The organism is Streptomyces showdoensis (assembly GCF_039535475.1).
GTDB lineage: Bacteria > Actinomycetota > Actinomycetes > Streptomycetales > Streptomycetaceae > Streptomyces > Streptomyces showdoensis.
In genome coordinates, this window is record NZ_BAAAXG010000017.1 from 13,244 (window position 1) to 39,875 (window position 26,632).

Genomic DNA, 26,632 nt, shown 5'->3' on the forward strand with positions numbered 1-26,632 from the left:
CGCGTTCACGCTCCCCGGGAGATCACGAAGGGCGGCTCGATCAGCCGGACCGTCGGCACCTCGGCCGGCACCGGCCGTTTCGCGGGCACCAGGCGTCTCGGCGCCGGCGTCCCGCCGGCGGTCCGGACGGAGGACCGGCCGCCGGTCGGGTCCTCGCGCAGCTCCCAGTCGCGGCAGATCGTGGCGAGGGCCAGCGGGTGCACGGTGAGGTCGCCGCCCGGGGCGATGTGCAGCCGCAGGAAGCCCTTGTGGTCCTCGATGGACTGGCCCGACATCTGCCACTCCGCCGCCACGCCGCCGCGCACGGACAGCACCCACAGCGCGAAGACGCCGGAGCCCACCACCGCGCCGAACAGGGCGGCGGCGGCCAGACAGACCAGCAGCACGGCCCAGCCCGGCCAGGACGCGGGGAAGGGCAGGGCCACGGTGACGGCCAGCGCCGCCAGCGTCACCGCGGCCTGCGCCAGTGCGGCGACCCCGGCCCGGGAGGGCGCGGAGGCCTTCCGCCTGCGCAGCAGCCGGCCGAGGAAACCGAGCAGCAGCAGCCCGCCGGCCACGCCCAGGCACACCGCTGCGAAGCCCCAGAAGTCGTCGAGCCCGGACCGGCGCACGGCGTCGACGGGACGCGTCACCCCCTCCGAGAGGGCGAACAGCAGGCTCGCCAGCAGGAAGAGCACGGCGTGCACCCCCGCGGCGAGGGGCGCGAAGCCCGCGTTGCGCCAGGGCAGCCAGCGCCCCGACCAGGGCACCGCGATGCCCCGGGCCAGCCGCCGGGACTCCGCGGCGTCGGGGTACGTGGTCGCCATCCGGGCGAACTCCACCGGCGGATCGTCCTTGTCGCGCAGCCGCGACCCGTGCGGCGGCAGCGGCAGCACCGTCGGCAGCCGGTGGGTCGCCGCGAGGTACGCGCCGCCGAGCCCGCAGGTCACCAGCTGCCGCCGGGCCGGATCCGGGGCCCCGGCCGGGGCGTCGGGCGGCTCGTCGGGCAGCAGCTCGGCGTACCGCGCGTAGTGGTGCCGGTCGCCGGTCAGCCAGAGCCGTACGGACGCGTGCGTCGGCCGCCGCTCGCCCGTCTCGCGGTCGAGGTGGTGGCGGACGACGTTCCGGTCGAACCAGTGCAGGGCGTTGAAGGCGTCCGGGTTCCGGTCCGCGCTCTCCAGCCAGGTCGGCTCGGCCGAGCAGACGATCACCCCGTCCCCGGGCTCCAGGTTCGCCGACAGGTGCTCCTGGAAGTAGCGCAGCTGGGGATCGTCGAAGTACGAGCCCAGCTGGCTGTCCAGGCCGACCAGCCACCACCGCTCGGGCAGCCGCACGCAGAAGTAGCTGCGGCTCTGCCGGGTCTGCCAGCCGCCGATCGGCCGCTGCTGCGTGAACATCCGCAGGAAGGCGGTCAGCCCGTCGTACCAGTCGTGGTTCCCCGGCAGCGCCACCAGCAGCGGCGGGTCCGGAGCCGAGGGCAGGGCGGCCCGGTACGGGCCCTTCAGCCGGTCCTCGTAGCCCTGCGCCGAAGCCGTCGGGTACACCTCGTCGCCACCGAGGACGAGCAGCGAGCCCCGGGGCAGCCGCAGTGGTACGTCCCCGGGGCGGGCCCCCGGGGTGCCGCCGTCCGTGCCGTCCGTGCCGTTCCTGCCGTCCGGGCCGTTCGCGTCGTTCGCGTCGGGCCCGGCGGCGCCGTGGACCGCGAGCTCCTCCTCCGCCAGCGCCCAGGCGACCGAGCCCGTCGCGTCGAAGCCGTCGCCGAGGTCGGCCACGAAGTCGAACCACAGCTCCCGCGCCTCCGGCCGGCCCGGCGGGGCCTCCAGGAGCCCGGCCTCCAGCACGCCCTGGAACTCCCGCTTGTCCGCGTACCCGGCGAAGACCGCCGCGAGCACCACCTTGACCGCGGTCCGCGCCAGCTCCCGGGGGGCCAGCCACCGCACCTGCTCCTGCGGGGTGAAACCGAGCGCGTCGGCGTGACCGCGCAGCTCTCGCACCTTCACGGCGACTCCCCGCCGGGCGCGAAGCGCGCGCCGTAGACGCCCCACAGCTCGCCCAGGAACAGGCGCCCGAAGCCTTCGAACGCCCGCGCGGGATCCGGCCCCGAGGTCTCGAAGGTCGTCAGCTGCCGTGCGAAGTCGGCGGCGAGGATGACGAGCACGCCCGCCCCGAGGACCGTCGCCTCCGCGTCGCCGCCCTCCGGCACGTGCCCGGCGAGCACCCGGACGTACAGGGTCGAGGTGTCGCTCCACACGTCGAGCCCCGGGTCGTCGTGCACCTCCTTGCGCCCGACGAGCGTGAGCGGGGTCCCGCCCGGATCGCGCAGGTGCAGCCGGTACAGCATCCGGCGCCGGGTGGGGTCGCCGTCCCGGGTGAACAGGTTGAACCAGCCCGCCTCCACGGGCAGCCGGCCGCCGAGGACGTCGCACTCGACATGGCCGACCGCCCCGGCCCGGTGCCGGGGGTCCGCGACGAACCGGTCCACGTCGTCCGCGGTGATCGTGAGCCGGAACATCATCCGCCGGCCCTGCGCCCGCCCGAGCTCCCGTCCCTCCTCGGGGTCGGTGACGCCGAGGGAGACGTAGCCCTTCATCTCCTCGGTGAAGGAGAGACTCGTGGCCCGCTGCCCCGTGGCCGCGGCCGGACCGTGATCGGCCAGGGCCGTGCCCCCGGAGGTCGTGCCCCCGGGGGCGCCGGCCGCCACCACCCCGGCCGGAGCCGTCCCGGCCGTCGCGCTCGCGGGCCGCGCCGCGTGCTCCTCCAGGATCCGGCGGCAGGCGCGGTCGGCGAAGGCGGCGATGGTGAGCGACGGGTTCGCGCCCACCGGGCCGGGCAGGACGGCGCCGTCGAGCACGTACAGGCCCGGGTGCCCGAAGACCTCGCCGTGGGCGTCGCAGACCCCCTCGCCGGGATGGCGCCCCATCGGCGCCCCGCCGAGCGGATGCACGGTGATCACCCGGCGCGCCCACCACAGCGGGTTGTCGTGGAACGAGCCGCCGAGCGCCCCGGCCACGTCCGCCATGGTCGCCCGCACGCGCTCGAAGTAGCGGCGCGAGGTGAGCGTGGTCCAGTCGACGTCGAGATAGCCCCGGCGCAGGCCCATCCGGCCGTCCGGGACGTCCCGGCCCATGCCGAGCAGCGGCAGCGCCGCGTCGGAGAACGCCCCCGGCCCGAGCAGCCGGGCCAGCCGCCCGCTGATGTCGCTCCGCGGTCCGGAGCCGAGGCCGAACCGGGACCGCAGCCGGTCCAGCCCGAAGCCCGCGGTGCGGCGGACGCCCCCGGACACCTGCGCGGCCTCGGCGAGCCAGGCCACGAAGGCCGGGTAGCCGGCGTCCTCCACGTAGTAGCCGCGCCCGGTCGAGCCGTCCCCGTCGAGTGCGTCGCCGACCCGGATGGCGCTGGTGATCACGGGCCCCGTGCTGCTCGCCAGCCGCCGCGGCGCGGTGCCCGCGGCGCCGGCCCTGGCATCGAGCACCAGGCCGAGGAGGTCGCCGTTGCCGCTGAACCGGGTGCCGAGGGCCGTGCTCAGACCGGGCAGCCCGGCCCGGTTGCGCAGCAGCAGGAAGGTCGACCCGAAGGCACCGGCCGCCAGCACGAGCCGCCGGCAGCGGATGCGGCGCAGCGGCAGGCGCCCGGTGGCGGTGCGGTGCCCCTCGCGGGCCGGGTCGTGGACGACGTACCGGACCTCGTAGCCGCCGCCGGGCAGCGCGGCGAAGCCGCGCACCTCGCAGCCGGTGCGGATGTCGGCGCCGTGGTGGCGCGCGGCCGACAGATAGGTGTGGTCGAGGGTGTTCTTGGCGCCGAGGTTGCAGCCGAGGTCGCACTCGCCGGTCAGCCGGCAGGTCTCCCGGGGCAGCCCGTGGAGGTTGCCGTAGGCCGGTTCCGGGATCGGGGCCCCGGGCACCGGCTCCCCGCCCGGACGGGCGGCGAAGGTGACGGCGAGCGGCGGCCGGGACACGTCCAGGCCGAGGCGGTCCGCGGCCTCCTCCATGGCGGCGGTCTTCGGCGTGTCCCGGTACGGGTACGGCGTGCCGCCCAGCATCCGCTCCACCCGCTCGTAGTGCGGTTCGAGGTCGCCCCGGCCGATCGGCCAGTTCTCGTACCCGCCGCCGGGCAGCGGCGACTCGTGGACGAACCACTTCTCGTCCTTGCGCAGCAGCACGTTGGCGTAGATCAGCGACCCGCCGCCGAGCCCGCTGGAGACGACGCCCTCCAGGCCGCGGAAGGACCAGATGTCGAACATCCCGTACAGGCCCTCGCTGGGGTCCCAGAAGTTGCGGGCCATCCCGGCGGGCGTCCGGGGGAAGCTCCCGGGAGGGTAAGGGCGGCCGCGCTCCAGGACGACGACGGAAAGACCGCCCTCGGCCAGCTGATGCGCGGCGACCGAGCCGCCGAAGCCGGAGCCGACGACGACGACATCGGCCTCGGTGTCCCCTGCGGTGTCCATGGCGGCATCGACTGCGTGCCTCATCGGCGATCCCCTCACGGGCGACTCGGGACATTTCATCCCGTATCGACGCTAGGGTTTCGCGGGCCGACGCACCAAGCGGGCGGGGCGTCCGGGGGACCCGGGGCCGGGAAGACGCGAAGCTCCCGGCGGTGGGGGACCTCGGGGGAGGTCCCCCACCGCCGGGAGCTTCGTCGCGGGTGGGCCGTGCGTCAGCCCGCGGTGCCGCGGCGGGCGCCCCTGCGGGCGGAGTCGCCACGGCCCCGGGCGGCGCCGCCGCCGGCCGCGCCCGAGGACGTGCCGCGGCCGGAGCCGGCCGAGGTGCCCCGGCCGGAGCCGCGGGCCCCGGCCCGGCGCTCGCCGCCCTGGCCGCCGCCGGTGGCGGAGCGGGCGGCCGAGCCGGCCGCAGCGCCGGAACCGCCGCCGCTCGGGCGGCGGCGACGGGACCGGGTGCCGGACTCGTCGGCCGGGGCGGCGCCGGTCCGCGGGCCGCCCGCGGTGCGGGTGCGCTGACCGTCGCCCGTGGCCTCGGCGCCGCGGCCGCCGTTCCGGGAGCCGGTCCTGGGGCCGGACTTCCGGGCCGGGCGGGCGGCCTTCGGCGGGGTCGGCTGCGGGACCTCGAGCACGACGGGCACGCCGGAGGGCTCGCGGGCGCCGGTGATCTCGGTCAGCTGCGGGTCGCTCGACGTGACGCGGGTGGTCCGGGGGCGGATGCCGGCGTGCGTCATCAGCTGGGCGACCTCCCGCTTCTGCTCGGGCAGGACCAGCGTGACCACGCTGCCGGAGGTGCCGGCGCGGGCGGTGCGCCCGCCCCGGTGCAGGTAGTCCTTGTGGTCGGTCGGGGGATCGACGTTCACGACGAGGTCGAGGTCGTCGATGTGTATGCCCCGGGCCGCGACGTTCGTCGCGACCAGCGCCGTGACCTGGCCGTTCTTGAACTGGTCCAGGGTGCGGGTCCGCTGGTTCTGGGAACGGCCGCCGTGCAGGGCCGCCGCGGCGACACCCGCGGTCAGCAGCCGCTTGGCGAGCCGGTCGGCGGCCCGCTTGGTGTCGATGAAGAGGATGACCCGGCCGTCGCGCGCCGCGATGCGGGTCGTGACGGCCTTCTTGTCGGTCTCGTCCGGGACGTGCAGGACGTGGTGCTCCATGGAGGTCACCGTGGCCGCGGACGGGTCGGTCGAGTGCACGACCGGGTCGCTCAGGAAGCGCTGGACCAGGCGGTCGATGTTGCCGTCCAGGGTCGCCGAGAACAGCATGTGCTGACCGCCGGGCTTCACCTGCTGGATCAGCTTGGTGATCTGCGGCATGAAGCCCATGTCGGTCATCTGGTCGGCCTCGTCCAGGACCGTGATGCGCACCTCGTCGAGGACGCAGTCGCCGCGCTCCACGAGGTCGTTCAGCCGCCCGGGCGTCGCCACCAGGACCTCGGCGCCGCGCCGCAGCGCGTTGGCCTGCTTCGTCACGGAGAGGCCGCCGACCACGGTGGTCAGCCGGAGGTTGACCGCGGTCGCGTACGGGGTCAGCGAGTCCGTCACCTGCTGGGCGAGCTCACGGGTGGGCACCATCACCAGGGCGAGCGGCGCCTTCGGCTCGGCCCGGAGACCGGCGGTGCGGGCGAGCAGCGCGAGACCGAACGCGAGGGTCTTGCCCGATCCGGTCCGGCCCCGGCCCAGCAGGTCGCGGCCGGCGAGCGAGTCGGGCAGCGTGGCGGCCTGGATGGGGAACGGCGCGGTCACACCCTGTGCGGTGAGCGTCTTCAGCAGCCCGGCGGGCATGTCGAGGGCCGCGAAGTCGTCGACGGGAGGGAGTGAGGGGGTCGTGCTCTCCGGCAGTCGGAACTCCCTCGGCGGCGCCGCGGAGGTCTGGGGCGACTTGGCGCGCCGGTTCGGCTTCTGGGGCCTGCGGGACATGCGGGGGCTACCTTCCTGGAAACAGCGCAAACCGGGGTCCGCACCGAAACGGTGCGAACCCCGGCGAGCAGATATCGTCCGGCGATTAGGCGGGGACGATGTTCTCCGCCTGCGGGCCCTTCTGGCCCTGCGTGACGTCGAAGGAGACCCGCTGGCCCTCCTGGAGCTCACGGAAGCCCTGGGTGGCGATGTTCGAGTAGTGGGCGAAGACGTCCGGGCCGCCGCCGTCCTGCTCGATGAAGCCGAAGCCCTTTTCCGAGTTGAACCACTTCACGGTTCCCTGTGCCATGACCTTCTCCTTCTGTAGGCAGAGGCCCCATCCGGAGATGCCGGAAAACAAAATGCGCCTGAAGAGAGGAGTTTCCCGTCAGACGCAAGAGGTTAATGGGTACCACAACTGCAACGCTTCGAGCCTAGCACAACCACTGCGGCGGTGCGCTGACCACGGCAAACGTGCGAGAGGCACTCCGAACGCCTGGTAGATTGATCTACGTCGCCGCGGGGAACGCCGCGGTCGGCGAACACCTGTCCGGGTGGCGGAATGGCAGACGCGCTAGCTTGAGGTGCTAGTGCCCTTTATCGGGCGTGGGGGTTCAAGTCCCCCCTCGGACACCACATCGACGCCACGCGGTGGCGGCCAGGGATCCCTCCCGGCCGCCACCGCGTGGCGTTTCTCCGCGTTCCGCCCCCTTGATCACCGACCGCCTCGGCTGAGCCCCGCCGGCCGGGTCAGCCGGCCTCCGACCGCTCCCAGGCCGTGGTGAGCCCGTCCAGCCACGCGGGCGGCAGCTCGGCGGCGTCCCACTCCTCCCGCAGCGGCGCCGGGTCCCCGAGCAGCCGCTCCAGGACGGCGAGGCTGGTGGGGGAGTGGACCAGGGAGTAGCGGCCGTGGATCGCGATCGCGCTCCCGGGTCCGAACTCCCCGAACAGCCGCTCCAGGCGGGCGCGGTGGAGCGCGGCGAACTCGGTGAGCCGCCCCGGGTACCCGGCCCGCTGCCGGGAGGTGAGGGTGGCGAGGACGGCCTTGAGCACCTGGTCGGTGGCCTCCGGGTCGAGGTCGGACACGTCCGTGAAGGACAGGTACAGCGGCAGCACCGCGACCTTCGCCCGCTCCAGCTCCATCCGGCCGACGCGCGGCCGGTCGTCCGCCGAGCGCTCCGGCACGCCCGCGGCGACGGCCTGCCGCAGCGCGTGCTCGGCGATCCCGCCCAGGCCGTCGGCCGCGGCCCGGGCGCCGTCGAGCCAGCCGGAGCCGTAGAGCTCGCCCTTCCCGCTCGGCGCGTCCCGCGCCAGCCCGTCGACCTCCTGGTGCGCCAGGGACAGGGCACCGGCCTCGATGAGACCGATCAGCTCCTCCGCGTCACCGGAGTAGACCCCGGCCCGGGCCAGGAGCTGGACGAGCGTGGTGCGGGCGTTGAGGACGCTGGCCGCGTCCAGCTGCTGCCGTCCTCCGTCGTGGGCGTTCATGGGTCCTCCTCGTCGCATGGGGGCAGCGGGGCCGAGCGTACGCGGAACGATCAGACTTCCGGTGTACGCCCCCACCGTCGGGTCCGACCGTGGGGGTGACGTGCCGGGGGCGCCCGCCGCCGTAGCGTCGGCTCCATGTTCACACCGACCCGGGCGGCCGCCGCCGCCCTCCTCGCCTGCGCCCTCGCCTTACCGGCGACGGTCCTGCCCGCCTCCGCCGCCACGCCCTCCGCCGGCACGGCACCGGCCGCCCCGGCGGCCGTCCCTGCGCCCGCCCCGCTCGAACTGCCCGCGCCCACCGGCGAGGAGCGCGTCGGCAGCACCGTCCTGCACCTCGTCGACCGCTCCCGCAAGGACCCGTGGGTGCCCACCGCCGACGGCCGCGAGCTCATGGTGACGCTCCACTACCCGGCCGCCCGCCGCTCGCACGGCGCCCCCGCCCCGTACGCGACCGAGGCCGAGGCCCGGCTGCTCCTGGCGGGCGTGGGCGTCGCGGACCCCGCGGCCGTGCGGGCCCTGGCCACGATGGACACGTACAGCGAGACCGGCGTCCGGCCGGCGCCGGGCCGGCACCCGCTGGTGCTGCTCTCGCCCGGCTTCGGCGTCCCCCCGGTTCACCCTCACGAACCTCGCCGTCGACCTCGCCTCGCGCGGCTACGTCGTCGCCTCCGTCGACCACGCCTACGAGACCTCGGGCACCGCCGTGCCCGACGGGCGGATCCTCACCTGTGTGGCCTGCAAGGCCCTCGACGAGGACGGCGTGCACGGCAGCGTCGTCACCGGCGCCCGCGCGGCGGACATGCGCTTCCTCCTCGACCGGCTCACCGGCCCGCGGCCCGTCTGGACGTACGCGGGGGCGATCGACCGGAGCCGGATCGGCATGGCCGGCCACTCCATCGGCGGAGCCGCCGCCGCCACGGCGATGCTCGCGGACCGCCGGATCGACGCGGGCGTGAACATGGACGGCGCGTTCTGGGACACCCTGCCGGCGAAGGGGCTCGGCGGGCGTCCGTTCCTGCTCCTCGGCACGGACGACGAGACGCACCGGCCCGGCGGCCTCGACGCGACCTGGGACACCACCTGGCCGGCGCTGGGCGGCTGGAAGCGCTGGCTGACGGTGGCCGGTACCGACCACTTCAGCTTCTCCGACGGGCCGGTGCTCCAGCGGCACTTCGGCCTGCCCGCCGGGGACATCCCGGCCGACCGGGCGCTCGCCGTCACCCGCGCGTACGTCGGCGCCTTCTTCGACCGGCACCTGCGGGGCACGCCCCAGCCGCTCCTCGCGGGGCCGGGTCCGCTCCACCCGGAGGTGCGGTTCCACCGGCCGTGAGGCCGCACCGCGCCACCGCGTGATTCCGGGGGCGGACCCCCGTGCCGCCCCCGGAATCACGCGGCGCACGGCTCAGTTCAGCGCGGCGCCGGTCGGGACGACGACCCCGTACAGGTCCCCGATGGTCGCGAGCGCGCCCCGGTGGAGCTGCTCGGCCGTCACCTCGCCCACGGCGGTGCCCAGCGGCCGGGTGGCGCAGGCGTCGGCGACGACGGTGGGGCGGTCGCCGCGCAGGAAGGCGCCGGCCGTCGTGAACGCGACGCACATGTGGGTCATGAAGCCGGCGATGACGAGGTCCTTGCTGCCGGCGGCGTCGAGGTGCGCGGCCAGGTCGGTGCCGACGAAGGCGTCCGGCGCGGTCTTCACGACCACGGGCTCGCCCTCGACGGGGGCCACCCGGGGGTGGATCCGCCCGATCTCGGCACGGACGTCGTACGGGGTGCCCTCGCCGCCGTCGTTGACGACGTGGACGACCTGGGCGCCGGCCGCGCGGGCCCGGGCGAGCAGCCCGGCGGCCGAGTCGAGGGCCGCCTCCCAGCCGTCCAGCTCCATCACGCCGCGCGTGTAGGTGTTCTGGTAGTCGATCAGGAGCAGCGTGGCGCCGGCGAGCGTGGCCGGGGTCCGGTCGAAGCCGTTGAGGTCGCGGAGGGTGGTGGAGGACATGGAGGCCCCTTCAGGGAACGGGATGACGGGAAGGCATGCGGGTGGGGGGACGGGCCCGGGAGCTCGCCCGGCGCCGTGTCCCCACGCTACGAACCCGCCCCCGATGGCGGCAATGTCATGCGACTTGCAGATCCGGACATCGGCAGGGGCTTCCGTTGTTAGCTACTTAGCCAAAGTGCTAAAAACGTCTCCGTGAGCGACACCGTGAGTGAACCCCCGCGCGAGCCGGTCGACGACGCCGGCGTGTTCCGCGCCCTCGCCGACCCCACCCGGCGGCAGATCCTCGAGGACCTCCGCGCCGGCGGAGAGCTCGCCGCCGGCGAGATCGCGAGCCGCTTCGCCATCAGCGCCCCGTCCATCTCCCGCCACCTCGGCGTGCTCAAGGGCGCCGGACTCGTCGCCGAGCGGCGGGACGGCAACCGGATCCTCTACTCCCTCGTCGAGGACCGGCTGGCCACCAGCGTGGGGCGCTTCCTCAGCGCCGTGTGCCCCGAGCAGATCGTCCTGCGCCACACCAAGTGGCGCACCGACCCGGGCCGCGACGCCCGCGGACAGGAGAACCCCGCATGAGACCCCCGCGCCTCGCCTCCGTCATCGAACGGCGCCTCCTCGTCAACTACCGGGTCGCCCCGGAGGCCGTCGCCCCGCTGCTGCCGGCCCCGCTGCGCCCGCAGCTCGTGCGCGGGCACGCCGTCGCCGGGATCTGCCTCCTGCGGCTCGGCTCGGTGCGGCCCGCCTGGGCGCCCGCCGCCGTCGGGCTGCGCAGCGAGAACGCCGCCCACCGCATCGCCGTCGAGTGGGACGGCCCGGACGGCGTGGAGACCGGCGTCTACATCCCGCGCCGCGACACCGCCTCGCTGGTCAACCGCTGGGCCGGCGGCCGGGTCTTCCCCGGCGAGCACGGCCACGCCGACTTCGAGGTCCGGGAGACCCCCGACACGCTGCGCGTGGCCTACGCGACGCGCGACGGGGGGACCCGCGTCGAGGTCACCGCGCAGCTCGCCGACCGGCTGGAGGGCAGCGGGCTCTTCGCCGACCTCGACGAGGCCTCCGCCTTCTTCCGCGCCGGCAGCAAGGGGTACTCGGAGACGCGCTCCGGCTGCGCCCTCGACGGCATGCAGCTCGCGACGGACGCCTGGCGCATCGAACCGGGCCGCGTGACCTCGGCCCGGTCCAGCTACTTCGACGACCCCGACCGCTTCCCGCCGGGCAGCGCGACCCTGGACTCCGTCCTGGTCATGCGCGACGTCCCGGTCCACTGGCGGGCGCTGCCCGGGATGCCGGTGACGGCACCCGCGGGCGCGGCGCTACGGCACGCGGCCTGACGTGCCGTCGCCGACCGGGTCCAGGGCCGGCAGCTCCTTCCTCGGCGGCGCACCGGGGGAGGGGGCGACGGCGTCGGTCCCGGGGCCCGTCCCGGTCCCGGTTCCCTCCCCAGGGCCGGAACGGCGGCGCAGGCGGCTCAGACGGGTGGCCACCGGCTCGGTGTAGCGGGCGGTGAGCGGGCCCAGGACGACGAGGATGAGGACGTACGCGGTGGCGAGCGGCCCGAGGGAGGGCTCGATGCCCGCGGAGACGGCCAGGCCCGCGATGACGATGGAGAACTCGCCGCGCGCCACCAGGGTGCCGCCCGCCCGCCACCGGCCCTTGGCGGAGATCCCGGCCCGGCGGGCCGCCCAGTAGCCCGTCGCGATCTTCGTGGCGGCGGTGACCGCGGCCAGCGCGAGCGCGGGGAGCAGGACCGGCGGGATGCTCGCCGGGTCGGTGTGCAGCCCGAAGAAGACGAAGAAGACCGCGGCGAACAGGTCCCGCAGCGGGCTCAGCAGGTGGTGGGCGCCCTCGGCGACCTCGCCGGACAGCGCGATGCCGACCAGGAACGCGCCGACGGCGGCGGAGACCTGGAGCTGCTGGGCCACGCCCGCGACCAGCAGGGTGAGTCCGAGCACCACGAGGAGCAGCTTCTCGGGGTCGTCGCTGGAGACGAAGCGGGAGATCAGCCGCCCGTAGCGGAGCGCGAGGAAGAGCACGAGACCGGCGACCCCCAGCGCCACGGCCAGGGTGACGCTGCCGGCGGCGAGGCCGACCCCGGCGAGCAGGGCCGTGACGATCGGCAGGTAGACGGCCATCGCCAGGTCCTCCAGGACCAGGATGCTCAGCACCACCGGGGTCTCCCGGTTGCCGAGGCGGCCGAGGTCGCCGAGCACCTTGGCGATCACGCCGGAGGAGGAGATCCAGGTGACGCCGGCCAGCACCACCGCGGCGACCGGGCCCCAGCCGAGCAGCAGGGCCGCGGCGGCGCCGGGCAGGGCGTTGAGGGCCGCGTCCACGAGACCGGCCGGGTACTGCGTCTTGAGGTTGGTGACCAGGTCGGTCGCCGTGTACTCCAGGCCCAGCATCAGCAGCAGGAGGATGACGCCGATCTCGGCGCCGATGGCCACGAACTCCTCGCTCGCGCCGAGCGGGAGCAGTCCGCCCTCGCCGAAGGCGAGACCGGCCAGGAGGTAGAGCGGGATGGGGGAGAACTTCAGCCGTCCGGCCAGCCGGCCCAACAGGCCGAGGCCGAGGATGATCGCACCGAACTCGATGAGGAAGACGGCGGACGAGTGCATGGATCACTCCCTTCCGAGTATCAGGGCGGCGGCGTCGACGCCTTCACGGGTGCCGATGACGATGAGCGTGTCGCCCCCGGCGAGCCGGAAGTCCGGGCCGGGGGAGGGGACGGCGTCCGCCCGGCGCAGCACCGCCACGATCGAGACGCCGGTCTCGGTCCGGGTCCGGGTCTCGCCGAGCAGGCGGCCGCTCCAGTGGGAGGCGGCGGACAGTTCGATCCGCTCGGCCACCAGGCCCAGGTCCGTGGTGGAGAGCAGGCTGGGGCTGTGGTGGGACGGCATCAGCGCGTCGATCAGCGCCTCCGACTCCCCGGCGGTCAGCCGCACCGACAAGGAGCATTCGTCGGGGTCGTCGCTCCGGTAGGCGTTCAGCACCCGGCTCCCGTCGCGCCCCGCGACCACCGACAGCCGGCGGTCCTCGCGCGTGGTGAGGTCGTAGCGGACCCCGATCCCGGGCAGCGGTGTACGACTCATGCGCGCAGCGGGCACGACGGGCTCTCCTCGGCGGGGTGGGCAGCGTGAAGGGAGACGTCCCGCACCGCGGGCGTCTTGGCAATTACTTTACCCAGGCAACAAAGTGGCCGATTAGCCGGGATAGCGGAGGATCATGCCGGGAACGGCACAAAGCGGCGGCTAGGCGCTGCCCTCCGGATCGGTCAGCGCCTCCGCGAACCGGTCCGCGAACCGCATCAGCCCGTCGAGCTCCGCCCCGCCGCGCGCGATCCGCAGCCCGTGCCGACGCCCCCAGAACGCCGCCTGCACCACGTGCAGCTGGGCCCAGCGCCTGACCCGCTCGCGGTCGAGCCCGGCGGCCTCCGCGTACACCGCCAGCGCGCGGAAGGCGGCGGCGCGCGGATCGGCCGCGCCGAGGAAGTGCGGGGCGCGGGTCTTCAGGAAGGTGCCCCCGTCGTACGCCGGATCGCCCGCGTACCCCTTGGGGTCGACCGCGAGCCACGGCTCGCGCTCCGCCCGCAGGACGTTCCCCGCGTGCAGGTCGCCGTGGACCAGGGTGTCCGGCTGGTCCCGCCCCAACTCCCGTACGGTGGCCACGGCGGCGTCCACGACCCGGCCCGGCATCGTGTGCCCGAGCTCCCGGGCGTCCCGCTGCAGCTCCTCCTCCCACGCCCCGGCCCGCTCGCTCAGCCGGGGCAGCCCGGGCGGCGCGGGCACGGCGAGCCGCCGCCCGATCCGGCCCGCGACCCGGGCCACCTCGTCGCCGTCCGCGAGCTCCCCGAGGGTCGAGGTCCCGGCCCGCTCCAGCACCATCGCGAACCGCTCGTCGTCCCGTGCGTACAGCCGGACCGCGCCCCGCCCCGCCCACACGGCGAAGGCGTCCGGTTCGTGCACGTTCCCCGGGTGCGGGAAGGACACCTTGAGCACGGCGCGCTCCCCGGACGCCCGCCGCACCGGCACGATCACGCCGACGCCCCCGTGCAGCACCCCGCCCTCCGGCAGCCAGCCCCAGCGCTCCAGGAGCCCGTCGACGAGCCCGGGCAGCCGGTCCGTCCACTCCTCGCCCGGACGGCCCTCGCGGGCGACGGTGCTCCGTACGAACTCCTCGGGAACCACGATCATCCCGGCACCCTACGCGCGGGGGACGGAGCCCGGGGGAGGCCCGGGAAGCGGGGGGAGGAATCCGGCCTTGCGCCCGTCCCGGAGCCATGGTCGGATGTGCTGTCTTTCGGATGATCATGACACTTGGGGGCAGTGAATGACCGGAAACATGGACCGACGGTCCGTCATGCGCGGCGTGGCGACCATGGGCGTCGGCGCCGCGGCCGGAGCCGTCGCGATGGGGAGCACGCCGGCCCACGCCGCCGGCGCGGGCGACGACCCGTACAGCGTCGACGTCATCGCCAAGGGCGCCGACCCGACCGGCGCCACGCCCAGCGACGCCGCCTTCCGCGCGGCCGCCGCCGAGGTGCTCGCCTCGTTCCAGCCCGGCCCGATATCGGGGGCGATCCCCAAGAAGGTCCTGGTCATCCCGCCCGGCAACTACCTGCTGACCCAGCCCGACTCGCTGCTGCCCGGCATCGACGGCAAGGGCAACGGCGGCATCGTCGACGGCCTGTCGATCACCGGCTACGGCAAGCGGCTCTCCCGCATCGTGTACGCGCCCACCGCCGACGACACCACGCTGTGGACCAACTACCGGCGCTACAAGAACATCCGGATCTCCGGCCTCACCTTCACCAGCAACAACCCGACGTCGAGCTTCTGCTACGCCTACTCGACCGACGGCGGCTACGGCGTCCAGGACACCTGGTACACCGACGTGGAGTGGCGCGGCAGCTGGAAGCGCGGCATCGGACTCGACGGGCCCGTCGACTCGCCCGACCACGCGCTGCCCGAGTCCGACCTCAACAGCGAGATGGGCTGGGACCACTGCCAGATCGGCGGCACCTACTCCGAGGCCTTCCTGGTCATGGGGATGAAGCCGACCGCCACGCAGCAGGACCAGTTCCTCAACTTCTGGTTCCGCGAGTGCAAGGTCGAGTTCAAGTCCGGGGTGTTCGTGAAGAACAACCGCGGCGGCTCCATGAACTTCATCGGCGGCTCCTACATCCTCACCGACCCCGCCGCCGCCGGGACCTTCTTCCAGCTCGGCTCCGAGGCCACCACCCGCGCCGACTCCGTCGCGCGCCTCTACGCCCAGGGCATCCGCTTCGAGCTGCACAACGCGGCCCAGAAGGTCATCGACTCCCGCTGGCACAAGGGCACCATCACCTTCGTCTCCTGCGACGACACGGCCGTCAGCCACCAGTCCTGGACGGACGGGGCCGTGGCGCACACGTACGCCTTCAACGCCATCGGGAACAGCGGCCCCATGGTCCGCTACACCGACTGCGCCCTGATGGGCTCCCACCAGGTGACGACGGGGAGCACGCCGACCACCGCCGGCAAGGTGCTCTACGACGGCTGCCGCTTCATCGACATGACCAAGGCGGTCGGCACCGACGACTCCAGCTTCCTCCGCTGGACCGGAACGGCCGCACCCCGTCACGAGATCCGAGACTGCCTCGCCGGGGCGACCTACGCGGCCGACGTGAAGTACCCCGCCTGACGCACAGGGGGGCCGCGGCCCGGCGCCGCGGCCCCCGCGTCGTACGCTGCCCCGCGTACGCGATGTCAGGTGGAGGGGAAGAGCCGGCTCATGGGGCGTCAGAAGCGGCTGCACATAGTGGGACCGGCCATGGCGGCGCTGCTCGCCGTCGCGGGCTGCGCGGGCCAGGGCGGCGGCACCGCCCCCGGTGACGCCAAGGGCGGCCGGCCGACCGTCTCCGGCGACGCGAAGGGCCCGTCCGCCGGCACCGTCCCCGGCATCCCCGCCGCCGACAAGGCGCGCACCCAGCTCGCCCGCCTGAAGGTCGCCCCCCAGGGCTCGATGACCGGATACAGCCGCGACCGCTTCCCGCACTGGGCCGAACTGGGCGACAACTGCAACACCCGCGAGACCGTCCTCGAACGCGACGGCCGCGACGTCCGCCGCGACGCCCGGTGCCGTGCCGTCTCCGGCACCTGGACCAGCGTCTACGACGGCAGGACCTTCACCAAGGCGTCGGGCCTCGACATCGACCACACGGTCCCGCTCGCCAACGCCTGGCGCTCCGGCGCGAACACCTGGACCCAGGAGAAGCGCAAGGCCTTCGCGAACGACCTCACCCGCCCCCAACTCCTCGCCGTCTCGGCCGTCTCCAACCGCTCCAAGGGCGACCAGGGCCCCGACGAGTGGCAGCCGCCGTCGAAGACGTACTGGTGCACCTACGCCCGCTCCTGGACCGCGGTGAAGTCCTTCTACGGCCTCACGGTGACGAAGGCGGAGAAGACCACCCTCGGCACCATGCTGGACACCTGCCGGCGCTGAGACCCCGGGCCGCCGGTCCGGTCACGGCGCCGCCCGATCCGGCCGGCCCTCCCGGGACGCCAGCCGTCGGGGGGCAGTTCGCGCGGCGACAGCATCCGGCCAGTCTGGCGGCGGGGCCGCCACCACCACCATTCGGGGGCGCCGACCACCCATCTTCCGTGGGGGATCCGCGACGCAATTATGGGGCCGGAGCTCCCATGTGCCCCCCGTGGGGATCGCGTTGACTTGCGCATGTCGCTCGGCGCCGAACGGCAAGGTTCACCCACCCGTGCGCATCCCGCGCACTCGACACGGAGGAGACGACATGAGCGTCCTCAAGCTCCAGAACCTGCAGCCCCGCACCACCGCCAGCAAGGCCGTCAGCATCAGCCTCACCAGCTCCGGCTCGGACTGCTGCAAGAACGACCCCCAGTAGTCACCCGCTCGGCCGGCACGCTCCGGGTGGGGACGCCCCACGCCCCCACCCGGACCGTGCCGCACCCGTCCCGCCGCTGTCGTGGGCGGCACCTCACGGAGGAGAACGGCATGAGCGTCCTCAAGCTCCAGAACCTGCAGCCCCGCATCCCCAACGCCGGGATCGGCGGCGGGAGCTACACCAGCTCCGCCTCGGACTGCTGCAACAGGGACACCGAGTAATCACCCGCACGGCCGGCCCGGCCGGGGGCGGGGGCGTCCGCGCCCCCGCCCCGGCCGCGTCGCACACGCCCCGCCGCTGCCGTCGGCGGCACCTCGACGACCACAGAGGCTGACATGCGCGACCAACGATGGGTCCACCGGTTCCTCTTCGCCTGGAACGACACCCTCTTCTTCGATCCGCTCGACGTGTACTACAAGCCGCGGAAGGACCACTTCCTGGCCGACCTCGACGAGCGGACGCGGGCGCGTTTCGTCCGCAGCGGCATCTGGTGGAGCCATCGGCACAACCCCGACCTCCCCTCGCAGGGATGGAAGATCCACGTGTCCTCCAACCACCGTCAGGTGAGGGAGGTGGCGGCCACGGTGATCGGCCACCTGGTGGGCCGGGAGATCGACTTCAAGATCGCGCTCGACCTCAACGTCTTCGAGATGCTCAACTCCAAGGCGATGTCCAGGGGGAGCGGGGGCAAACTGCTCACCGTCTACCCGCGCGACGAGGACGAATTCAGGACGTGCCTCGCCGATCTGGCCCGCCTGCTGGAGGGTGCCGAGGGCGCGTACGTGCTGTCCGATCTGCGCTATCGCGACAGCAAGGCGCTGTACTTCCGGTACGGCCAGCTCCTCTCCACCCACACCGTCGACATCCTGGGCCGCAAGATCCCGCACATCATCGGCCCCGACGGCCGGCCCGAGACGGACGGACGACGGCCCGGCGACACCCATCCCTGGTGGGTGCCGTGGCCGTTCGCCGACTGGAAGCCCGCCGAGGAGGCCGAGGGGGAGGGCCTTCTCGGCGGGCGCTTCCGGGTCACCGGAGCCCTCCAGTTCTCCAACAGCGGCGGCGTGTACACGGCCGAGGACACCCTGGACGGCGACCGGCAGGTGGTCCTCAAGGAGGCCCGGCCGCACACCAACCTCAACCCGCGCTTCGACTACGACGCCGTCGACACCCTCGGCCGCGAGTGGACCTTCCTCAACATGCTGGCCGAGGTCGAGGCCTACCCGGACCCGATCGCCCGCTTCCGGCACTGGGAACACCACTACATCGCCGAGGAGTTCATCGACCGCACCGACATCCGCTCGGTGCTGCTCGAACACAACCCGCTCGCCCGCCCCGGCTTCGACCCCGCCCGCTCGCGGGAGTTCCTGCGCATCTTCATCACCGTCTTCCGTGGCCTCGCCCGCGCGATCGACGCCGCCCACCGGCGCGGCGTCGTCCTCGGCGACTTCACCCCGGCCAACCTCCTGATCGACCCCGAGAGCTACGACGTGAGCATCGTCGACCTGGAGGCCTGCCGCCTCGTCGACGCCTCCGGAGCCACCGGCGAGACCGGCGGGACCGACGGGACCGACGGCACCGGCGAAGGGGGCCTCACCCGGCCCGTCGAGCTCTACACCCCCGGCTTCAGCCTCTCCCGGGGCGGCTTCAAGCCCGCCGGCATCGAGGGCGACCTCTACTCCCTGGCCTCCACCATGGCGTACTTCGTCTTCCCCATCGCCGCCATGTCCTACCTGCGCGAGGACGTCCTCGACACCTACCGGGTCTTCTTCGACGGCCTCGGCTGGCCCGAGGAGATCCACCGTCTGGTCACCGACCTCGCCGCCACCCGGATCGGACTCACCGACGTCGCCGAGTTCCTCGACGCGCGGGAGGCCGAGCTGCTCGCCCGGGTCAGGACCGAGCGCCGGCGCCCCGAGACCGAGCCGAGCGGACTGCGGGCCACCGAGGCCGGCGTCGCCGCCTTCGTCGAGGCCGCCGCCGACACCGACCGCGCCACGCTCTTCCCGGTCGACCCCTTCGCCCACGTCACCAACCCGCTCAGCCTCGGCTTCGGCGCCAGCGGCGTGCTCTGGTCGCTGCACGCCTCCGGCGTCCCCGTACGGCCCGAATGGCACGACTGGCTGCGTCAGCAGCTCACCAGGATCGACCTGGACGCCTACCCGGACGGCCTGATGAGCGGACTCGCCGGCATCGCCTGGGCGTCCGAGTCGCTCGGCATGCGCCGCCAGGCCAGGCAGCTCCTCGGCCACGCCAACCGGCGCGCCCTGGAGACCGCCGACCACACCTTCTACTACGGCCTGTCCGGCATCGGCATGACCAACCTGCGCTTCTACCTGCGCGGCGGCGACCCCCGCGACCTCGCCGCGGCGAAGGACTGCGCCCGTGTCCTCCTCGACACCGTCCAGCGGGACGGCCGGCACGCCTACTGGCTCAACGACTTCTCGGAGGAGGGCCCGCTGACCGGCCTCGGCTTCGGCCAGGCCGGAGTGGCGATGTTCCTCCTGCGGATGCACCAGGTCACCGGCGAGGAGCGCTACCGGGACCTCGGCCGGGACGCACTCGCCTGGGAGATGGCCCACGCCAAGCCCCTGGAGGACTCCGGCCTCATCATGTTCGAGCACGAAGGGACCATGGAGCCCTACATCGAGGTGGGCTCCGCGGGCGTGGCGCAGGTGCTGCTGCGCTACGGCGACCTCGAATCCGCCCGGACCGTGCTGCGCGCCCTCGACGTCGGCCACTCCGTCCTCCCCGGTTACTCCTTCGGCATGAGCGGCATCGCCGACGCGCTCCTGGACGCCGCCGACATCACGGGCGACGCCTCCTACCGCGAGACGGCCCTGCGCCAGCTCGACTTCGTCCGCAAGGTGTTCCTCTTCGAACCCGCCGCCCACTTCGAGGTCCCGCGCCGGGCCGGCGTCACCCCGCTCGGCGTACCCGGCGAAGGCCTGCTGCGCTGCTCCACCGACTACCTCACCGGCTCCGCCGGAGTGCTGCGGGTGCTGCACCGCGCCAACCACGGCGGCACGGCCGACTTCCTCCTCGACGAGCTCGACGGGACGGACCGGTGAAACAGATCTGGCGCACCCTGCGCGGCCACCAGCGCCCCTTCACCGGCATCCTCGTCGCCGAGGCCCTCCTGGGCGGCACCGAGGCCCTGCTGCACCCGCTGCTCCTCAAGGCCCTGTTCGACCAGGCGATCCTCACCGCCGACTTCCGCAGGTTCCTCTTCCTCGGCGGCTGCTACCTGGTCCTCGGCCTGACCCTCAACCTCTCCGGCTACGGGGTCGGGCTCTGGCGCAAGCGGTTCGAGAACACCTTCGTGCTCGGCCTGGAGACCGAGCTCCTCGGCCGCACGCTCGGCCTCGACGGGCGGAAGATCTCGGAGGACGGCAACGCCTCCTACGTCAGCCGCATCCACAACGACGTCCGCGAGGGCGTGCTGCCGGCCGTCGACGTCTGCATCCGCATCGCCCGCCAGGCCTGCGCGTCCGTCGTCTTCCTCGGCGTCCTGCTCTACCTCTCCTGGCAGGCCAGCCTCATCCTGCTGGTGATCATCCCGCCGCTCGTCCTGGTCAGCAACGACCTGGCCCGGCGGATCGAGAAGAACACCGACCCCGAGCGCGAGGCCGAGGCGCGGTACGTCAACACCCTCACCCGCACCCTCGAAGCCTTCCACGCCCTGCGCGGACTGCGCTCGCTCCTGCCCGGGGCGCGCGCCGCCAACCAGGACGCGCTGCGCGGCTTCCTCGGCCTCACCTACACCAACTACCGCCTCGCGCAACGCCAGCGCACCCTCAGCGACCTGGTGATGAACCTGTCGGACACGGCGTCGATGGTCATCGGAGCCTTCTTCGTCTTCAGCGGCCGGATGTCCTTCGGCAGCTTCCTCGCCTTCGTGAACTCGCTGTGGCGGGCCGTCAACGGCATCTTCGACCTCGTGGCCATGATCCCGCAGACCCGCCGCAACACCGCGGTCCTCAAGCGGATCGAGGGGTTGCGCGCCTCCGGCACCGCCCCGTACCACGACGAGGGCTCCCTGGTCCTGGTCCGGGGCGCCCGCGTCCACTACGGACCCAAGGAGCTCGGGGACCCCGGGGACCGCGAGGACACCGACCGGACGGCCGAGGGGGCGGAGCCCGGCCTGCGCACCGAGGCCGGCTCGACCGTGGCGATCCCCGACTTCGGGCTCCGGCCCGGCGAACGCGTCCTGCTCCGCGGCCCCAACGGCTGCGGCAAGACCACCCTGCTGCACATCGTCGCCGGGACCCTCGCCCCCGACAGCGGCACGGTCACCCTGCCGTCCCGGGTCGCGAGCCTGACCTCGCCGGTCCACCTGCCCCCGCTGCCGGTGCGGGAGCTGGTCACCGATCCGCGGCTGCGCACCGGCATGGGCCTGGACGCCCTCGCCGACCAGCTCCCCTCGGAGCTGTCCTCCGGCCAGCGCCAGCGGCTCGGCGTCGCCGCGCTGCTCGCCGAGGACGCCGAGGTGTACCTCGCCGACGAGCCCTTCGCCAACCTCGACGACGCGGGCCGCGCCCTGGTCCTGCGGATGCTGCGCGAACACACCGAGGGCCGCGCGCTCCTCGTCGTGCACCACGGCGACGAGGACCTCGACGGCCTCTTCGACCGGGTCGTGAACCTGTCGGCGGCCGAGGTCCCGGGGGGTGTTCCGGGAGGTGTTCCGGGGGGTGTCGGGACCCCGGCCTGAGGGGGCGGGGCCCGGCGGGGCGGGCGGATCGACCCGCCCCCCGCCGGGCCCCTTCCGGATCGGCTCCGGCCGGGCGGAGAACGGAGATCCGACCCGCATCGACCGGAAACGGACTGAACCGGTCAGGCCGGCCCGGGCGTGCCCGGGCCGGCTCCGACGTGCCCGGGCCGTGGCTTCCGGATCACGCCGGGCCCGCGGCACCGGCACCGCGGGCCGAGCCCGACGCGAAGGGCACGGACACGCCTAGGCCGGACCGGCCACCAGCTCCCGCGCGGCCGAGGCGAAGGCCGCCCGGGTGGGGTGGCCGGTCTTCTGCAGCAGGCTGGAGACGTGCTTCTCGACCGTGCGCGGCGAGATGTGCAGCCGGCCGGCGATGTCCCGGTTGCCGAAGCGTTCCGCCAGCAGCCGCGCCACCTCGAACTCCCGCACCGTGATGCCGCACCGGCGCAGCCCCGGCGGCACCCGGTCGGCCCCCGAGCGGCGCTGCCGCACCGGGGCGCCCATCCCGCGCAGCAGGGAGCGACAGGCCCCCGCCGGGGCCGGCAGGCCGGCGCCGTGGAAGAACTCCTCGGCCTCGCGCAGCCACTCCACCGGGGTGCCCCAGCCGTCCTCGTACGCCGGGCGGGCCACCAGCCGCAGACACAGGTGGTGGGCCACCGGGTAGGGCGCCGCCGCGTCGAGCGCGGCCGTCGCGGCGGTCGTCGCCTCGCCGGTCCGGCCCTCCCGGCCCAGCAGCACGGCGTGCGCCAGGCCGACGAACGCCCGGTTCCAGCGGGACCCGGCCGCACTGGCCGCCACGATCCCGTCGTGGTGCCGCCGCCCCATGCGGCCCGCCAGCACCCCGAGCAGGAGCACCACCCCGTGCCGGCCGAACTCGCCGGTCGCCGGATTCTCCGCGTCGTACGCGAGGGCCTGCGCGAACTCCCGCTCGACGGCCTCGTGGTCCTCCTCCAGGAGCGAGCAGAACCCCCGGGCGAGCCCGTACGCCGCCGGCCGCACCCCCGGCGCGGAGTCGAGCAGCGGGGCGAGCCGCTTCAGCGCGTCCTCCATCTCGGCCCGCCGGCCCTGGTGCGCCCACCGCACCGCGTCGAGCAGCCGCCACCGGGACAGCGCCCGGCCCAGGCCCAGCCGGGTCGCGTCGGCGATCCCCTCGCGGACCAGCTCCCCGGCGGTGTCGAACGCGCAGCGCCGCACCCGGTCGAGCGCCAGCTCGAGTCCGGCCTCGTGGGCCGTCGGCAGCAGTCCCGCGCGCAGGGCCTCGGTCCTGGCCCGCTCGATCGGGGCGGTGCGCCCGTCGCGGCCCACCTCGACGCGGGCCAGGCCGAGTTCGGCGGAGAGCCGGACGCCGGGCAGGTGGTGCGCCTCGGCCAGCGACCGGGCCTCCTCCAGGCGGGCCACCGCGGCCGTCTCGTCCCGCTCGCGGAGCAGCCGGGCCAGGGCGAGCAGCGCCCGGCCGGCCACCTCCGGCAGCCCGGCGCGGTGTGCCGCGCCGACGGCCCGCAGGGCGGACTCCTCGGCGGTGCGCAGCCGTTCGGGGGCCAGCCGGGCCGGTTCCACCAGCGCCGCCGCGAGTTCCACCCGGGCGACGGCCGCGTCGGCCCCCGCGCCGTCGCGCCCCGCGAGCAGGCGCCGGGCCAGGTCGAGGTGCCGCAGCCCTTCCACGGGCCGTCCGGCCTGGGTCTGGATCTCGGCGAGGCGGGCGTGCAGGCCCGCGCGGAGCGTGGGGGGCACGGTCGGCCCCGGTTCCCAGGGGCGCGGGCCGTCCGGGCGCGCCGGGGAACCGGGACCGGGGGCGGCGGGCAGCCGGTCCAGCCGCCCCGAGCTGGCGATCGCGTCCAGGAGCCGGGCGAGGACCGCCGCGTGGGGCTCCGGGGCGGTGTCGGGGTCGGAGAGCCGGTGGGCGCGGGCCAGCAGGTCGAGGGCGCGGTCGGGGCCGCCCTCTGCCGTCGCCCGCCGGGCCGCCTCGGCGTAGAGGCGGACGGCCTCGGCGGTGTCGCCCGCGCGTTCGTGGAGTTCGGCGGCGCGGGCGCACCAGGTGCCGGGCAGCCGGGGGTGCAGCGCGGCGAGGGCGCCGGCCGCCCGGCGGGCGTACCCGGCGTGTTCGACGGGCCCGAGGGCCTCCCGTAACGCCTCGGCGGCGAGCGGGTAGCGGAAGGCGTACCAGTCGGTGCCGGGGCCGTCCGGCACGACGAGGGACGCCGCGGTCGCGGCGCGCAGCAGCCCGGTCAGCTCGGCCTCGTCGCAGTCGGCCGCGTGCCGCAGCACCGGCAGCGGGAAGCGGGGGCCGAGCAGGGCGGCCAGGCCGAGCAGTTCCTCGCCGCGCGGGCCGAGCCGGGCGGCCCGGAGCCGCAGGTTCTGCGCGAGCCCGCCGAGGCCGTGCACGAGCTCCTTGACCACGAAGGGGAGGCCGGCGGCTCCGGTGGCCGCGCGCCGGACGAGCGCGGGGCTGACCTCCTCGGGCGCGATGCCCAGTTCGGAGGCGACGAGCCGGCGCACCGCGGAGCGGCCGAGCGGCATCAGGTCGATGACAGTGGCGACGCCGTCCTGGCGGGCGCGGGCCGCGAGGGCGACCGCACCGCAGGGCGCGCGCTCGGCGGTGAGCAGCAGCACGGCCGGCAGCTGTCCGAGGTTGTCGAGGAGGTATTCGACGACGGCGAGGGTGCCGGGGTCGGCCTCGTGCAGGTCGTCGAGGACGAGCAGACAGCCGCGCCGCCGGCCGACGACGGCGATGAGCCGCAGCACCGCCTCGGCCACCATCAGCGGCGACACGCCGGCGACCTCGGTGTCCCGGGGGTCGGACAGCAGCCGGGCGAGGACCGGGCCGTAGGTGTCCGCCCGTTCCGGGCCGGGCGCGCGGGCTCGGCGCGGGAGAGCGCGAGCAGGGCCTCCACCAGGGGCCGGTACGGGACGGCGGGGCCCACCGTGCCCGCGCGGCCCCGGGCCGCGGCCATCCCGGCGTCCCGGGCGGCGGCGATCGCCTCGGCGGCGAGCCGGGTCTTGCCGACACCGGGTTCGCCGGTGACGATCACCGTCCCGCCCCGGCCCGACCGGGCGTCCGCGAGCGCGTCCGCGATCCGCCCCGTCTCGGTTCCCCGGCCCACGAGTTGTCCCCCGGGCCGGGGGAACGGGTCCTGGGCCGGGGCGGTACAGGCGTAGGGAGTCGTCATCTGCCTCTCCAAGGGGGGTGGGGAAGAGGGAGGTCGGCGCCGGGGCGATGGCCCCGATCGTCGGGCATGACGATAAGAAGGGGGCGTGTGCCCCCTGCAGCCCACCGTTTGGGGGGCTTGCGGGGGCTCCCTCCGTGGTCAGACCCCGTCGATGCCGTCCTCGCGGACCCGCGCGGCGAGGTCGATCTTCGTGTACGCCGGACGGCCCGCCTGCTGGTATTTGGCCTTGACCCGGTCCAGATAGTCCTTGGCCGTGTGCACCGTGATCCCGGCGCGGCGGGCGGCCGATTTGAGGGTCATCCCGGAGGCGTAATCGAGCAGGATCTGACGTTCTCTGGGGGAGAGCCGGGGACGTTCGGGGCTGTCGTCGTGGGCGCAGGCGAAGGCGAGTTCGGGGGAGTGGGCGCCGTGTCCGGCCACCACGTCCTTGATCGCGGCGACGAGCGTCGGCAGGTCGTTGTCCTTGGTGAGGTAGCCGTCGGCGCCCGCCCGCACCGCCTCGATGACCCGGGCGCGGTCCGGGACGGTGCTGATCACCAGGACCCGGCTGCCGGAGCCGAGCACCCGCCGGATGTTGTCGGCGGGGGCGGAGTCGTCCCGGAGCAGCAGGTCGAGCAGGACGACGTCGGGCGGGGCGGCGGGGCCGGCGAGGAGCTCCCCGACGGTGGCCGCCATGGCCACGACCCGCAGTTCGGGCACCCGGCCCAGCCAGGAGCGCATGCCGTCGAGGAGCATCCGGTCGTCGTCGACGACGCCGACGGTGATCATCCGGGCCATCTCAGCTCCACCCGCACGCCCTCGCCGGGCGCGGTGTCGACGGTGGCCCGGCCGCCGACCTCCGCCATCCGCTCGCGCACCGAGCGGCGCAGGCCGAGGCCGGAGACCTCGCGCTCCGGGTCGAAGCCGGTGCCCCGGTCGACCACGGTGACCACGGCCCCGCCGGGTCCGTCGGGATCCTCGGTCGCGGTCAGGTAGGCGTGTCCGGTGCCGGCGTGCCGCCGTACGTTGTTGAGCGCCTCGCGCGCGGCGTCGGCGAAGGCCGCGGCGACCTCGGGCGGCACCTGGGGCAGCTCGTGGTACTGGGCGGTGACGCGCAGCCGCAGGCTCTCGGCGGAGCTGACGGCCTCTTCGAGGGCGGCGCCCATCTCGGGGTGGTGGACCTCGTCGGCGGTCTGCTGGATCAGCCGGCGCAGGTACGCGGCCTCCTTGGCGCACCGCTCCCGCACCTCGGGCGTGTTGGCGTCGATGCCGCCGCTCGCGAGGGTGGTGAGGGTGGCGAGGACGGTGTCGTGCAGCGCCCGGTGGTGCTGGAGGCGCTCGGCGTACCGGGCCTTCTGGGTCTCGGCGGCGAGCGCGCGGGCGTTCGCCTCGTCGAGCATGCGGCCCTGGCGGCGCAGGTACCACCAGAAGACCCAGGTCATCACGGCGGAGGAGAGCAGGGAGTTGACGTGCCCGCCGAGGACGGCGCGGCTCGCGCCGACCAGGTGGTAGCCGATGAGATGGGTGACGACGAGCAGGACGAGCGCCACCAGAGCCTGGAGCCGGGGGAGCGCCACGGACACCACGCCGCTGGCCGATCCGCCGAGCAGCATGGCCCAGCCGAGCGCGGGGGTCTCCCGGACCCCGCCCCAGGTGTACAGGGCGAAGGGCAGGAGGCAGCCGGTGACGAGCACGTCCGCCCAGACGTGCCGGGGGTCGAACCAGCCGCGGGTGAGCGCCGCCCCGAAGAGCAGGAGGCTCAGCCCGAGGGCGGCGGCGAGCCCGAGGAACTGGACGGGATGGCCCTGGCGGTGCTGGGCGACCGCGGCGACCCCGACGGTCAGATGGCTCGCCCGGTAGAGCAGGGTGGCCAGAATGAGGAAGGACTGCGCGCGTTGGAGTCCGGATCCCGCCACGGTCGAGTGCCGTAATGCCCGTAATCGTTCCCTCACCAAGGACCCCACCTGCACGACTACGCCCTCCCGCGCCCGCAACCGTCGTCTTGGCCGCATTCTGCCGGAGCGAGAACCGGCCGACAGGGCGTCTACCAGCCGATTTGTGGGCGCTGTGAAGGCGGTGTGCGGGTGGTGTGC

Annotated in this window: 22 protein-coding genes and 1 tRNA gene; 10 read left to right on the forward strand and 13 right to left on the reverse strand. The window is 74.6% G+C overall.

Annotation, left to right across the window (positions count from 1 at the left end):
- Positions 1-5 precede the first annotated feature (5 nt).
- The 4 genes from ABD981_RS10780 to ABD981_RS10795 all read right to left on the reverse strand — a co-directional run bounded on the left by ABD981_RS10780 (position 6) and on the right by ABD981_RS10795 (position 6,622).
- Positions 6-1,979 carry a hypothetical protein gene (locus tag ABD981_RS10780; RefSeq protein ID WP_046909617.1) on the reverse strand — a complete coding sequence of 658 codons (1,974 nt, stop codon included), beginning with the start codon at positions 1,977-1,979 and terminating at the stop codon, positions 6-8.
- Positions 1,976-4,423 carry a GMC oxidoreductase gene (locus tag ABD981_RS10785; RefSeq protein ID WP_046909618.1) on the reverse strand — a complete coding sequence of 816 codons (2,448 nt, stop codon included), beginning with the start codon at positions 4,421-4,423 and terminating at the stop codon, positions 1,976-1,978. Before ABD981_RS10785 ends, ABD981_RS10780 begins: the two co-directional genes overlap by 4 nt.
- Positions 4,424-4,635: 212 nt before the next feature.
- A complete protein-coding gene (locus ABD981_RS10790; RefSeq protein WP_345528918.1) occupies positions 4,636-6,333 on the reverse strand; it encodes a DEAD/DEAH box helicase in 1,698 nt (565 codons plus the stop codon).
- An 85-nt stretch (positions 6,334-6,418) separates the two neighbouring features.
- Entirely contained in the window at positions 6,419-6,622 is a 204-nt protein-coding gene (locus ABD981_RS10795) for a cold-shock protein (protein ID WP_007502648.1), read from the reverse strand.
- A gap of 238 nt (positions 6,623-6,860) precedes the next feature.
- Between ABD981_RS10795 and ABD981_RS10800 the strand changes: the two genes are divergently transcribed.
- Positions 6,861-6,948 (forward strand) — tRNA-Leu (locus ABD981_RS10800).
- A 114-nt stretch (positions 6,949-7,062) separates the two neighbouring features.
- On the opposite strand, the gene ABD981_RS10805 is transcribed toward ABD981_RS10800, so the two are convergent.
- The gene (locus ABD981_RS10805; RefSeq protein WP_046910230.1) at positions 7,063-7,800 is read right to left on the reverse strand and encodes a hypothetical protein; all 738 of its coding nucleotides are present in this window, start codon (positions 7,798-7,800) and stop codon (positions 7,063-7,065) included.
- A 730-nt stretch (positions 7,801-8,530) separates the two neighbouring features.
- On the opposite strand from ABD981_RS10805, the gene ABD981_RS10810 reads away from it, so the two are divergent.
- Complete coding sequence (locus ABD981_RS10810) at positions 8,531-9,130, forward strand: alpha/beta hydrolase family protein (RefSeq protein WP_345528921.1); 600 nt, start codon at positions 8,531-8,533, stop codon at positions 9,128-9,130.
- 72 nt (positions 9,131-9,202) lie between these two features.
- Here ABD981_RS10810 and ABD981_RS10815 read toward each other — a convergent pair whose 3' ends face one another.
- Positions 9,203-9,793, reverse strand: a complete 591-nt coding sequence (locus ABD981_RS10815) for an isochorismatase family protein (RefSeq protein ID WP_046910232.1) — start codon at positions 9,791-9,793, stop codon at positions 9,203-9,205.
- A 192-nt stretch (positions 9,794-9,985) separates the two neighbouring features.
- Between ABD981_RS10815 and ABD981_RS10820 the strand changes: the two genes are divergently transcribed.
- Positions 9,986-10,363, forward strand: coding sequence for a metalloregulator ArsR/SmtB family transcription factor (locus ABD981_RS10820; protein ID WP_240495379.1), 378 nt, complete (start codon positions 9,986-9,988; stop codon positions 10,361-10,363).
- Complete coding sequence (locus ABD981_RS10825; RefSeq protein WP_046910233.1) at positions 10,360-11,118, forward strand: DUF2071 domain-containing protein; 759 nt, start codon at positions 10,360-10,362, stop codon at positions 11,116-11,118. Before ABD981_RS10820 ends, ABD981_RS10825 begins: the two co-directional genes overlap by 4 nt.
- Here ABD981_RS10825 and ABD981_RS10830 read toward each other — a convergent pair.
- The 3 genes from ABD981_RS10830 to ABD981_RS10840 form a co-directional block, all read right to left on the reverse strand.
- Complete coding sequence (locus ABD981_RS10830; protein ID WP_046910234.1) at positions 11,101-12,402, reverse strand: cation:proton antiporter; 1,302 nt, start codon at positions 12,400-12,402, stop codon at positions 11,101-11,103. The genes ABD981_RS10825 and ABD981_RS10830 overlap by 18 nt on opposite strands.
- 3 nt (positions 12,403-12,405) lie before the next feature.
- Positions 12,406-12,876 carry a cation:proton antiporter regulatory subunit gene (locus tag ABD981_RS10835; RefSeq protein ID WP_046910235.1) on the reverse strand — a complete coding sequence of 157 codons (471 nt, stop codon included), beginning with the start codon at positions 12,874-12,876 and terminating at the stop codon, positions 12,406-12,408.
- A 159-nt stretch (positions 12,877-13,035) separates the two neighbouring features.
- Positions 13,036-13,977: an aminoglycoside phosphotransferase family protein gene (locus ABD981_RS10840; RefSeq protein ID WP_046910236.1), complete on the reverse strand. Its 942-nt coding sequence runs from the start codon at positions 13,975-13,977 to the stop codon at positions 13,036-13,038.
- Positions 13,978-14,125: 148 nt separating this feature from the next.
- Between ABD981_RS10840 and ABD981_RS10845 the strand changes: the two genes are divergently transcribed.
- The 6 genes from ABD981_RS10845 (at position 14,126) to ABD981_RS10870 (ending at position 21,393) form a co-directional block, all read left to right on the forward strand.
- Positions 14,126-15,466 (forward strand): hypothetical protein, encoded by a 1,341-nt coding sequence (locus ABD981_RS10845; RefSeq protein ID WP_276205601.1) that lies wholly within the window; start codon positions 14,126-14,128, stop codon positions 15,464-15,466.
- Positions 15,467-15,556: 90 nt separating this feature from the next.
- Entirely contained in the window at positions 15,557-16,267 is a 711-nt protein-coding gene (locus ABD981_RS10850; RefSeq protein ID WP_240495380.1) for an HNH endonuclease family protein, read from the forward strand.
- Positions 16,268-16,571: 304 nt separating this feature from the next.
- On the forward strand, positions 16,572-16,682 hold the full coding sequence (locus ABD981_RS10855; protein ID WP_205628257.1) for a class III lanthipeptide: 111 nt from the start codon (positions 16,572-16,574) through the stop codon (positions 16,680-16,682).
- A 110-nt stretch (positions 16,683-16,792) separates the two neighbouring features.
- Positions 16,793-16,903: a class III lanthipeptide gene (locus ABD981_RS10860; RefSeq protein WP_205628258.1), complete on the forward strand. Its 111-nt coding sequence runs from the start codon at positions 16,793-16,795 to the stop codon at positions 16,901-16,903.
- 114 nt (positions 16,904-17,017) lie between these two features.
- The gene (gene lanKC / locus ABD981_RS10865; protein WP_046910239.1) at positions 17,018-19,753 is read left to right on the forward strand and encodes a class III lanthionine synthetase LanKC; all 2,736 of its coding nucleotides are present in this window, start codon (positions 17,018-17,020) and stop codon (positions 19,751-19,753) included.
- Positions 19,750-21,393 (forward strand): ATP-binding cassette domain-containing protein, encoded by a 1,644-nt coding sequence (locus tag ABD981_RS10870; RefSeq protein ID WP_165590989.1) that lies wholly within the window; start codon positions 19,750-19,752, stop codon positions 21,391-21,393. The genes lanKC and ABD981_RS10870 overlap by 4 nt, the downstream gene beginning before the upstream one ends.
- A 243-nt stretch (positions 21,394-21,636) precedes the next feature.
- On the opposite strand, the gene ABD981_RS10875 is transcribed toward ABD981_RS10870, so the two are convergent.
- From ABD981_RS10875 to ABD981_RS10890, 4 genes are all read right to left on the reverse strand, one after another.
- The gene (locus ABD981_RS10875) at positions 21,637-24,162 is read right to left on the reverse strand and encodes a LuxR C-terminal-related transcriptional regulator (protein ID WP_345528927.1); all 2,526 of its coding nucleotides are present in this window, start codon (positions 24,160-24,162) and stop codon (positions 21,637-21,639) included.
- Complete coding sequence (locus ABD981_RS10880; protein ID WP_345528929.1) at positions 24,150-24,560, reverse strand: ATP-binding protein; 411 nt, start codon at positions 24,558-24,560, stop codon at positions 24,150-24,152. Before ABD981_RS10880 ends, ABD981_RS10875 begins: the two co-directional genes overlap by 13 nt.
- 138 nt (positions 24,561-24,698) lie before the next feature.
- Positions 24,699-25,337 (reverse strand): response regulator, encoded by a 639-nt coding sequence (locus ABD981_RS10885; protein ID WP_046910240.1) that lies wholly within the window; start codon positions 25,335-25,337, stop codon positions 24,699-24,701.
- Complete coding sequence (locus ABD981_RS10890) at positions 25,325-26,455, reverse strand: sensor histidine kinase (protein WP_123954907.1); 1,131 nt, start codon at positions 26,453-26,455, stop codon at positions 25,325-25,327. Before ABD981_RS10890 ends, ABD981_RS10885 begins: the two co-directional genes overlap by 13 nt.
- Positions 26,456-26,632 lie beyond the last annotated feature (177 nt).